This is a genomic window from Bradyrhizobium sp. CCBAU 45394 (genome assembly GCF_028128655.1).
Taxonomy (GTDB): domain Bacteria; phylum Pseudomonadota; class Alphaproteobacteria; order Rhizobiales; family Xanthobacteraceae; genus Bradyrhizobium; species Bradyrhizobium diazoefficiens.
This window is the reverse complement of record NZ_LBIX01000123.1, coordinates 1-10,778: the sequence shown is the minus strand read 5'-3', so window position 1 is coordinate 10,778 and position 10,778 is coordinate 1. Positions and strand designations below refer to the sequence as shown.

General features: G+C 59.8%; 4 protein-coding genes and 2 pseudogenes. 2 read left to right on the top strand and 4 right to left on the bottom strand.

Translation table 11 applies throughout. The features are described 5' to 3' along the window. Positions 1 to 182: 182 nt before the first annotated feature. Together WN73_RS12760 and WN73_RS44590 are read right to left on the bottom strand one after the other, a co-directional pair. Positions 183 to 482 (bottom strand): transposase, encoded by a 300-nt coding sequence (locus WN73_RS12760; protein WP_271553078.1) that lies wholly within the window; start codon positions 480 to 482, stop codon positions 183 to 185. A 409-nt stretch (positions 483 to 891) separates the two neighbouring features. Further along, positions 892 to 1,480, bottom strand: a pseudogene (locus WN73_RS44590) (transposase); the annotation flags it as partial. A gap of 278 nt (positions 1,481 to 1,758) precedes the next feature. On the opposite strand from WN73_RS44590, the gene WN73_RS12750 reads away from it, so the two are divergent. Further along, a complete protein-coding gene (locus WN73_RS12750) occupies positions 1,759 to 5,601 on the top strand; it encodes a Ulp1 family isopeptidase (RefSeq protein ID WP_245448766.1) in 3,843 nt (1,280 codons plus the stop codon). A gap of 402 nt (positions 5,602 to 6,003) precedes the next feature. After that, positions 6,004 to 6,213 (top strand): hypothetical protein, encoded by a 210-nt coding sequence (locus tag WN73_RS12745; protein ID WP_097668537.1) that lies wholly within the window; start codon positions 6,004 to 6,006, stop codon positions 6,211 to 6,213. A gap of 568 nt (positions 6,214 to 6,781) precedes the next feature. Here the strand turns inward: WN73_RS12745 and WN73_RS12740 are convergent. Then, positions 6,782 to 6,935: pseudogene (locus WN73_RS12740) on the bottom strand (transposase domain-containing protein); the annotation flags it as partial. A gap of 607 nt (positions 6,936 to 7,542) precedes the next feature. After that, complete coding sequence (locus tag WN73_RS12735; protein WP_271553071.1) at positions 7,543 to 9,093, bottom strand: acyl-CoA dehydrogenase family protein; 1,551 nt, start codon at positions 9,091 to 9,093, stop codon at positions 7,543 to 7,545. Between the last annotated feature and the right edge of the window lie 1,685 nt (positions 9,094 to 10,778).

Genomic DNA, 10,778 nt, shown 5'->3' with positions numbered 1-10,778 from the left:
GCAGATCCTGCCATCGTCGAGGAAGCGAGCGAAGTCGCAACCGTCACGACATTGAAGGGACGCCTGCCGAGCAGCTCTGCTATCCAGGTATTGGTGACTTGTGGAGACCGCGGCCCGTACAGTTCGCGTTTGTGTTTCTCGATCCGCAGCTCGAGATGCGCCGTACCGGGATCATCGACGCATCAGAGCATCGAGAACTCGACGCAGCGCTTCGTCATCAACGGCGCTTCGGCCACATCCCGCGGCGGCACAGACGGGCTAATCTCGACCGGCATCAACGGCGCTACACTCGTTTCACCGTGCTTGCAAAGCTCTTTGCGCACCCTGAACAGCTGGCTCACATGAAGGCTGGCCATGCGAGGCGCCTCGGGAACTGTAGCCCCGAGCCCGAGCGATGCTGCAACGAGCCGTTCCTTTTCATCTTGCGACCACCGCCGCCGCCGCTCGACCGATGTGATCACCTCCGCCCGCGAAATCGTCATAGCGCTTCTCCTGGGATTACCCCTAGGACCTGCAGCACTCGCGTCCATCAAACAAGGCGGTCCTCAACGGAGGAATACGCGGGTTGTTGTCGAGCTATTATTCTTTCTCTCTAGTGACATGCCGGCAGCGATTGCTCCGTCGGAGCTGTCGGGGTTGCGGAGACGGAGCGATCGCGGAGACGATCGCCGATGGGATTGGATAATCGATGTCGTTGGCGGCTTCAGCGTGATTGGGTTTGATGTCGCAGCTGGGGTCATGGTCATTCCCGAGTCGCAAGCGCCTCATGATGACGTCCGGATCGCGCGCCTCAACATTTGCGGCGGAGTGCGGACGAACCGTCACCAGCCGATTGACCGAGGTCGCCACGACCACCGTCCCCGCGGGACATCGCCAGTCCGGCGGACCGGACTATGAACTTGCAAAATAGGATTGGGCCTCTTTCGCCTGCCCCCAGTCGAACGATGCGCCGTCGACCCAGATGAAGTGCAGGTTACGGCGATCTTCCGGGCAATGGCTACCTTTGCCTTCCTCATGCCAATCCGCTTGCGAGGTTCATCCCCCCGGCCTTGAGGTGTCGCGGCCTCGAGCTGTAAGTTCGGAGAAGTCGGTCGCCCCATCGGGATATCTTGCTGTTGGTGTCAGTTTCGCCAGATTGGTTACGTACGCGGCGTAAGGCCCAGGTGGGCGCCGAACGTCGAGGCCGATCGGAAGCGCGGAGGGTCATCGATCGTGTGGCGGAACGTTAGGGCAGTCACGACGCTGACACCCGGGACCGTCATCTGAGGCGCGTCGTCTCGTGCTGTTTTGCCAAACGACGGACTTCGTCATCAAATTTGCACCGTTGTTTACTGACGTTCTCGCGGATCGACAAGAGCGGCGCTATCACGCTCAGAAGCTGATGATCATCGCCCAAGAGCTCGTGGACCTAGTGGCGGAACTGCAGGCCGATTGCGCGAGGGAACAATAATCCATACTCCTTGATCAGGCTGCGAGCCCTTACTCCATGCCGAAACACACTCCCGTACTCCTCAAGGTCGGGGACTAGAGCGCTTGCGGCCGCTGAGCAGCAGGCTAGGCCGTAGCGATCCGAATATAGACAAAACCACGACAGTCGGTCGTCGGTACTTTGACAGTCACGATGTTTCGTTTGGCACGATTCGCGATTGAGCGTCTTGGAAGAAGACCCTTGCCGTCCAATTCATTCTATCAACGTCAGCTTTTGGAAAGCTAACGCTCGTAGCTAGGGAACCAGATCAGCGAGGCCAGCGGACGAACATGGAGCGATTCAACAATATCAACCGAGCCGGCAATGATTCCGCTGTGTCTGATACTCCCGCGGAGCAATCGCAGCAGCAGCGAGCGCAGTTTGAGCAGCACCTGGGAGACGCGCGATCGGTCGGTCCCGTATATTCCCATAGAGAGCTTCACGACGTCAGTGAGGAAGACGATCGCCTCATCCAGGCTGCGTTGGCCGACGCCCTCGAGCGAAGGCCACCGCCCAATCCAACCGCCGTGAGCGTTTATGATCGTCAACTTCGCCAATTGGCTGCTGCGCTGAAGCAGTCTGGCAAATCAATCGCTGGCCTCGATGGCGATACGTTGCTCGGTTACGCCAAGCAGCTGTTCCCAAACGACAAGATCATTGCCCCAGCATTGTTAATGGTCAGGCGGTATCGCGAGTCTTATGCCACCACCGCTCGGCCCGCCACAACACATCATCGTCCTTATCGTCCTTCCATAGAAGATGAACGTCTCATCAGGGAGGCAAGTGAGGCAGGTTTTGGTCGAGGGATCAGCGCGAAAACCGCCGAGACCTATGCGAGCTGTCTGCGGAAGCTGGCGGCAGCGCTCCGACCGTTGTCTATGGCCAAGCTCGGTGATGATACCCTGCTCGGTCACGCCGACACTTTGTTTCAGAATGACAGGGGGCTCATCTCCGCCTTGAACGGTCTTCGCGAATATCGTGCGATCATCGGTCACAGCAATTTGGGCGCAGAAGGAGGCAGCTCGCGGCAGGCCATTCAGCCGGCTGCCCCTTCGCCCATGCGGCTTGTCGATGAGCAGCGCTTGGGAGACGCGGCGGATCGCGGCTGCTCGTTGCGGGCTGACGGTTTCAATACTCTGCAGCTTTGGCAGGGACCGAGTTCAGCCGCTCATTCTCCGATACAAAGTGTCGCCCAGAACGTGCTTTTCGACGCAGCGGAGCCGAGCGCCGAGTCTCCAGCTCCGGATCTCGATGCACCAGTGCTTTGGCAACATAAGCGTTCAGTCTCTCCCTCGCTCGTGCAGAGTTTCGCCCAGGACGAGCTCTTCGATGGCGTGAATTGGGACGGCTCTAAGTCTGCTGATGGTCTCGATGCGTCGGAGCTTTGGCCAGAAATAGCGGCTGCCGCGCAGCCGCCCGAAACTGTCCGCCAGGACGAGCTTTTGGATCCCGCAAGCTGGCCGCCCTCCTCGCGGCCGCGGTATTCCGGCCATGAAGACTACTTTCACAGGATGATCGACCCGCGCGGTGCGGCTTCGGTAGCGCTTCAACAGACGCTCCCTGCAATCAGTGAGAGCTTCGATGCTTCTTTGGCTGTTCCCGAGGACTTCTCTCACGGCACCCAGCCCGCGCCGGATATGATGCGCTCCAAGCTGGGCCGCTGGGGCCTATTGCCTGATGCAGCACAGCGGGTAAAGACCTACGACATTCGGGGTGAATGCTATGCGGCCGTGTTAGGACCGGGAGGGCTCAACGACGTTCAGCTCATCCATCTGCGCTCTCCCGCTATCGGCGATATCTTTGATGTATCGTTCGCCGTTCCCAAGGACTTTTCCCATTGCACCCAGCCCGCACCCGACATGATGCTGTCCAAGTTGGGTGAGTGGGACTTCTTGCCTAATGCGGAATATCCGATGATGAACTACGGAATTGGCGGCGAACGCTACACGGCCGTGTTGGGACCGGGGGGATCCAAAGACGTTCAACTCATTCACCATCCCCAGCCCGCCTTGTTTGGTGAAGCTGCGCCTACGGTGCCGAGGGCATCCTCAGATATCTACGGCGGTCTTGCATTAGAGGTTGATTCGCTGCCGTCTTTCCAATTGCAAGAGCGTCAAACGGGAACGGCCGGGCAAGCGCAATTTCAGCGGCACTTGGGCGAGGTGCGCCGAGCCAACGTCGCAATTCCGGCTCCCGGCATCGTGGTCCGGCCAGACCCGCTTCATCCTCATCTGTCTCAGGATGATCTGGACCTCATCGACGCCGCGGTTCAGGCAGCCGCTTCGCGGCGGAAACTGCGATCGAGGACCGTGGAGAATTATATTAGGTATCTTCGCAAATTGGGAAATCACCTCAAGTCTGAGGGCAAAACGTTTGAAGGCCTTGCTCACGCCTCGTTGATAGAGCTTGCTGCCAAGGTATTCCCGAAGCTGGAACTGGTTCCCGCCTTGGAGGCGCTTCGTAAGTATCGCGAGCGCAGTGCTCCGGTTGTTCGAGACGGCCACGGGCCTGTCGACGGATCTCGACAGGACCGACAGGCTGCCGCCCCGCCCGTCCCAGCTGTCAACGAGGAGCAGAACCACCACCAGGGCACGGACGAGCTGACGGACGCACGTGTCAGGACCAGCCGCCTGCCAGGCGAGGAGCTCCTCATCAACGGCGGGCATGCTACAGCGGACTTGAGGCCAGCGAAGAGGCAGAGGACTTTTAACAATCCGCAAGGCGTCGACATTGAGCGGCAGCTGAGCGATGGCAAGGCAGGCGGTGGCGTGCTGATCCAGGCCCCTCTCGCGGCTCGTGTGCTCATGCAAGACGCCGGCCCGCCGCCGTCTCTCAAGCCAACAGCGCTCCATCACCCGGCGCCGGATTTCGGAGAGGCCGTTCCTCCCTTGAACTGGCGGCACGGCGACCAGCACGCGCCGGACAAGCTGATCGTTGCGCTTGACGGGAGCGGCGTCCTGCCGAGCCAGGACAACCGACCGACCAGCTTCGTGATCAACGATGACCGTTACACGGCGTTGTTGGTGCCCGCGGGAGTGATGAGGCAGAGCATCCCACTCAATCAGCCGGGCGCTGCCATTCGTCTTAATTATCGGCCGGAAAACGCTCCGCATTCCAGCGCGCAGCTGGGGGATGGGGCGTTGCCAGAGCTGCGTGCACGGAGGATGGAGCAAGTCGCGGCGGCGTCCGACAGGGCTGAGGAAACCTCGCCAGCGCTGGGCGAGACTTTTGATGCTTCATCGGCCCTTCCCGAGGGCTTTTCCCACGGCAACCAACCCGCCTCGGAGATGATGCTCCCTCGCGGTGAGTACGGCAGATCGCTGTTGGGACCGGACGGGCGCAATGACGTTCAGCTCATCCGTCACACCGGAATTGGTAGTCAAGCTGTGCCAGCGGCAGCCGCGATGGATCCGTCAGACATCTACGGCGGTCTTGCCTCTCTGGTTGATTTGCCGTCCAATCCGCAGGAGTTGAGCGATGAGGCTGACTATCCGTTGATGCTCCCGCGCGCACCGTTCGATGCTCAGATCGGGGCAGCCTCGCTCGCCGGCCGCAGAGGACTTGAGCTCGATGCCATGGCATGGCTGGGCGACGAGCATATCGAGAGGGATTACGAGCTCCTGGCGCAGGAGTTGCAGCGGGCCAATCCGGATCTCGCCGCCCGGACGCGGTTCGTGGATCCCCTCGAAGCCCTTTATAGGCAGCGCTGGGGCTCCGTGAGCGTCGCGCGAGGCTCATTCGACCGCATCGTTTCTAATCGGAATGGAGAGGATACAGCCGACTTCGTGTTCCTGCCGCTGAATGATGCCAGTCCGGATCGCCGCGGCACGCATTGGTCGCTGCTGTTCATTGATCGCCGCGATCGGGAAAAGCCGGTCGCCTATCACTACGACTCCATCGAGACCATGAACTGGGGCATTGCAAAAGCGCTCGCGGAAAAGCTTGACCTTCACCTGGAGCCAGCCCGCATCGCCCAGCAGGAGAACGGTTATGATTGCGGCGTCTTTGTCGTTGACGGCACGCGGGCGCTGGTTGGTCGATTAGCGCAAGGAGAGCGGCCAGAGCACGAGCCGCTGGACCTCGACAATCTCGTCGCCGATCGGCGGGCACTCCAGGACCGACTGAGGGGCTGATCCTCCTTGGGCTGATGGAGCTGGTGGAACGGCTCTCACCGACACCAGACTGTGCGGCGGACCGAACCAGAGGTTCAGGGGCAACGGTTACCTCCCTCTGTTTTGGGGATCGGCCGGTCCGTCGAGACGCGGCCTCTTTTCAAATCGTTGGCAAGCCGGCGAGGAACAAGTCGATCGGCGGACCGCAGTAGTCGATCGCCCGCCCGACTTCAGGGGCGGCTAGATCTTGCTGCGCCAGCAACTCGATCGATTTCTAAGCTATGCAGATTACCCGCGATCGGGCTCGAACCGCGTCGGAGATACGTGGGGTCGGCTGCCAGGCGTTAGTGCGGTGGCGTCGCGCACTATGAGATTTCCGGATGCTTGCACCTATGTCGAATACGCGCGATTTGCTGACGACTGTTGATCGAACCCTACAAACGTCGTGACTGGCTGATGGGAGCCGTGACCAAACGACTCCGGGAGGAGTTCGCCAAGCCGCAGGTGGAGCGCAGCATTGAAGGTGGGCTCGCCCTAACCGGCAGCGATGTCCCCAGCTTGACGCATTACTCTTTGGAATTGGTCCAGCTTGCACCGACTACATGGTCATTTGCCAATTTTCTTCCCGAATAATGCGAGGTGACATTCTGATTTACGGCCCGTGCCCACTCTCGGCGGAGCGGCGCAAGCTGGCTATTAAGCTTGATCTGGAAGACCGTCGCCCGGTGGCTTGGATATGATTCCAATCTCACACGGAAGCAGCGCGGGCGCGACTCGGCGCTGGTCCGGCTGGGATGGATCAGACGCTGTCCCTGCCACGCCCGCACTACTGAGTGAAGTTAGCAGAAACGTGACTCGGCGCCCCAAAAGCCCCACGCATACACAGGGCAAGCGCTGTCCCTACCACGCGCCGCTAACTTCAACGGCGTTGTACGCGGACTAGCTTTCCGAAAGCTGACGAACCCGACGCGATTCACAAAACGAAAAGTGGCCGGTGTGGGTCGGTGCCCTCTGTCTGGAAACCACCCATCTGGCCAGCGGATCGCCCGATGCGGTTGTCAGGCCTGAAGCCCCCGATCACTACCAGTGTCGATTACCGCCGCCGCTAGCTAGTGCATCCGCCGTGCTTGGACCGACCAAGTTGCCGTTGGCGTGCCGGTAAAGACGGATCACACATTAAGGTAGAACGTAAGCGCCGCTCTCAGACCACGGCTCTGAAGGTTTGACCTCGGTAGGCCCAGGGCAGTAGCTGGTCCATGTCGCGGTTTGGATGCCCGTTGACGATCCTGTCGGACGTTCGTGAGATAGGCGAGGGGATCGACGTCGTTGATCTTGCACGACTCGAACATGCGAGCAGCGAACCATCAGGCCGCTTACACATGGCTGATGGGTTCCTGGCTTGGCCGCTCATGCCCAAAATAACAGATGCCCCATGGCACTAGCTAGGTCATGGCGGATCTCGTTGCAGCATGGGCTTGGGCGCCGTCATCCCAACGGAGCGGAACAGTACCAAAAACGAAGGGCTTGGGCTTTTGTGTGCGTGGGGCGGCACCGCGTCCTTGGGCGGTACATGACGTTTCTCGGGCGCATTACGAGAAAGGTCGGAAGCCGCATCCCTATCGCGCAGTCGCCCGGGCGCAAAAGCACGGTGGTTTAGTATCGAACATGGAAGCCCCCGAAACGGTGGCTGGCCATCACGGACAAGGGACAGAACGTGCTCAAGTTCATGGATGCGGCCGACCGTTGTCGAGCCACAGCCGGTCGAGGAGGCGGTGCTCCTCCTGAACGCGCAAGCCTTTGCTGCGGCCGGCGCTGCCCGGAAGCGAGCTTGGGTTAGGGCCTCATAGCAGAGCCTGCCGGATTCAGAGGTGGCAGTGTTCAGGGACGCCTCGGCTTTGCGCAGCTGCGTCGTCGCGCGCGGCCCCACCACGTGGAAAGACGTCCGGCACCCATAGCTAGATGTCAGACATACTGCACCAGTTTGAGGTAATCGTCTGTGAGGACAGGTGAACGAATGGAACAGGCCGCGTCTTGAAGGAAGGTGGTCAGAGTCCGGCTGGCCCGATTGCGGCCTTCGAAAGATTGCCGTGCCGGCGCGCGAGTACGGAGAATTGCTAATTCGGAACTGACCAGGTCAGCCGCTGCTGCGGCGCAATCTGAGGCAGAGAAGCAACCAGCAGACATGACAGCCTGTGCCAGTCCCAGTGTGGTGAGCCAACCCGCATAGATCAGCACGGCACCGTCGGTCTCACTGAGCGCAGAGAGTTCCTCAAGTACAGCAGCATGGACTGATGCCGCACCAACAGACCGAAAGAGATCGGCTATCTCGTCCCGCGTGGCTCTAGAGAGGAGGCAGCGGCCGAGATGTGATAGGAGCGCCTCAGTCGGACCTTCGAAGATGCGAAGGATGCGAGCGTCTCGATAGATTTTGGCTAAAGGCGTTCCCTCATCGTAACCACGGCCACCTAACAGCTGGACGCATTGATCAGCGACAAGGCCGCACCACTCCGAGGACAAAACCTTCGTTGCCGACGCAAGGTGGACGTTGGGCGCGCCCTGCGCTGAAACAAGTCGGCAGGATGCTGCCAGCATCGCCTTCACTACTTCCCGCCGCAGCACCATCTGCCCGAATAACTGCTCGATATAGCTGTTCTCGATCATGCGCAGTTTACCGAGTCGACGATGGCTCGCATAAGAAGCTGCGACCTGGATAGCGCGCTCAAGCGCTCCAAGACCCATAGCGGCCACACCGATACGGCCGCGGTTCATACTAGATGTCGCCGCGCCCCAGCCGTCTTGATCGCGAGAGAGCACGTAAGCACGCGGCACCTCGACATCCTGGAACTCCAGAGTATTCTGAATAATGCCACGTAGACCGAGTGTGCGATGCTCGTGCGTGACCTTTAGGCCTGGAGCCTGCCTGTCAACGAGTACACCAACGAGCCGACCTTTCGCATCGGGACCAGACGCGCGCGCAAAGCAAACGATCCAGCGGGCCCAGTCAGCGAGGCCGATCCAGATCTTGCGGCCAGAGATACGAACTTTATCTTCGTGCATGAGAGCCGAAGCCTCTATATGCCTCGGGGCAGAGCCAGCTCCAGGCTCCGTCAAAGCGAAAGCGCAGAGATCGCCGCGTGTTGCACCCCAAATGATATGCTTTTGTTCGGGGATGTGCGGTGCCGCTTCGATGCAGGGCAAGGCCAGGAAGTTATGGATGACGAGGGTAGAGGCAGCGGAGACATCAAAGGATGCAGTGGCGGAGATGAGGTCGATGGCCTCTTGCAACGGAAGAGCTAACCCGCCGTGCTCTCCTGGTGTGGTGAGCCCGAACAGTCCATGCCTTGCCAATATGCTGTGTAGGGTGGGAGGGAATGCTCGGCGGTCATCCGCGTCTGCGAAATTCAGCTGACTGAGGTCAGCGATTAAACCGGAGTATAGTGCAGCTGCACGGCCTTCAGCTGTGCGTTCCTGCGCCTCCCCGAATTGGGCGTAAACCTGAGTGTGCATAGCCATAAGGTCCACAATGATCCCGGCCGCGCTTCGTGCCAATTCATCCCCGGGGTTAGCTCGGTTACACATTGGTATAGTGTGGATGCAAGTATAAGCACGTTGTCCGGGACTGGGATCTATTGCGGCCGCCGCATGGGTCTCCCGTCAAGATGCGTCTTGTCGATATGACCTATCGGAGGCGCACGCTCGTTTCAGTGACCTCCCATTCTCCTCAAGACTCACTCAGGGTTGTCGCTTGGTGTTTCGTCCCTAAGAGAGGTGGGGAGACATCCGTCATGCACCGATCGCCAGGATAGCGAGGCGATACGTGACATATGGCACTTAAATCATGTTCACCGCCACTCCGTGGCTGTTCGGCATAGCGCGGACATACGCGCTTGTCGCTCAAGACTGCAAGCAATCGCTCGCATCGTGTTCACGGTCGCCGACCTTGATCTCTCGCGACGGGCACTCGGGACTTCAAACGGTGATGTCGGACAATGGTCAAGGCAGGAACGCATTTCGAAAGTGAACCGACACCGGCGTTTCGATCGCTGGGCCGGCTCCTTGTGCAAGGCCCCATGATCGTCATTTGTGCAGTTCAGCTAGTCCTTGCTCGTGGACACCACTGCGGATCCGTTGTCAAGAACCGCCTTGAAGACCTCCTTAAGGTTCGGGGTCCAGCAGGATCTCCTCTGCAGCGCTGAAATCCGCGATGGGGTGCCACGTCATGCCTGCGCCGGGAGATGGCAAGGCGGATGGCTCGAAAGTGGACGCGCTTCGGCCTGGCCCTTCGTCAGACGGGCCTTGCTCAATGAATTTTCGCAACCAATTCAAACTGTCTCCTGCATCGCATTATACGTGATGGATTTGAACTCAGCCGCGCGCAAAGTTGATGGTGGGCAATATTTGCGCCAGCAAAGTCGCGTGCGACTGTGGGCCCAGCGCTTTGGAATACCAAGCCTTCGGCTCGCGCTTCTTGCGGTCGTTCGGCTTCGTTTGCCTCCGGCCACATTGGACGGTGGCAATGGGGATTGCCGATGACTTTGCTGATCAGAACCGGAAGTTTGATTGTTTGCGGCAAGACCGGATGGGGCCGCCCCGGTGCGAAGTCTAAGTGGCACAGCTGCCGCCCGGGACGGCGGTTGCTCGCAGCAGGCCGATTGTCCTTCTGGGGTCGCCAAGTCTAGATTTGGCATCCGCCTGATCTCGTCAGGCTTCCTGGCAAACGAACGGTAGGGATGAGGAGGGGGACGTATCCAACGCATCTTTGCGACTATGACGGGTCTGCCAACTCCTACAACATCCGGGGAGTCCGCTCGCTCCGGACGAACGTCACTGATTAGCTTACGACGATGATGACCAATTGCACCTAGCAACCTTGCGACCTTGGCGCCCTGAGCATATTGCAACAGCAGAGTTGATCTCCCCACTCCTTGCGCTGTGCGGGAGCCTCTCGGATTTTTCATCGTGGCGTACGCCCAATTGCGATACGGGTGTCCTGCGACAAGATCGCCGTAAAGAGCTCGCAGGCTGCGTCCGTCGGCTTGACGCAAACTTCTCCTCCGGGCGGGAGGCACAATCACGATGGTGCCTCTCTACGACGTCATGAGCGGCGACATCTACCCCGACGTCACGCGTAACCTGGCTGCGTATTCCAGCGATGGTGATCAGGTGTTCCAGACGATGGTGATCACGGATTCCAGATG

Bases quoted from the DNA above. Each gene is read 5' to 3' on its own strand.
- WN73_RS12760 (WP_271553078.1), bottom strand. From the start codon at position 482: ATGACGATTTCGCGGGCGGAGGTGATCACATCGGTCGAGCGGCGGCGG.
- WN73_RS12750 (WP_245448766.1), top strand. From the start codon at position 1,759: ATGGAGCGATTCAACAATATCAACCGAGCCGGCAATGATTCCGCTGTG.
- WN73_RS12735 (WP_271553071.1), bottom strand. From the start codon at position 9,093: ATGGCTATGCACACTCAGGTTTACGCCCAATTCGGGGAGGCGCAGGAA.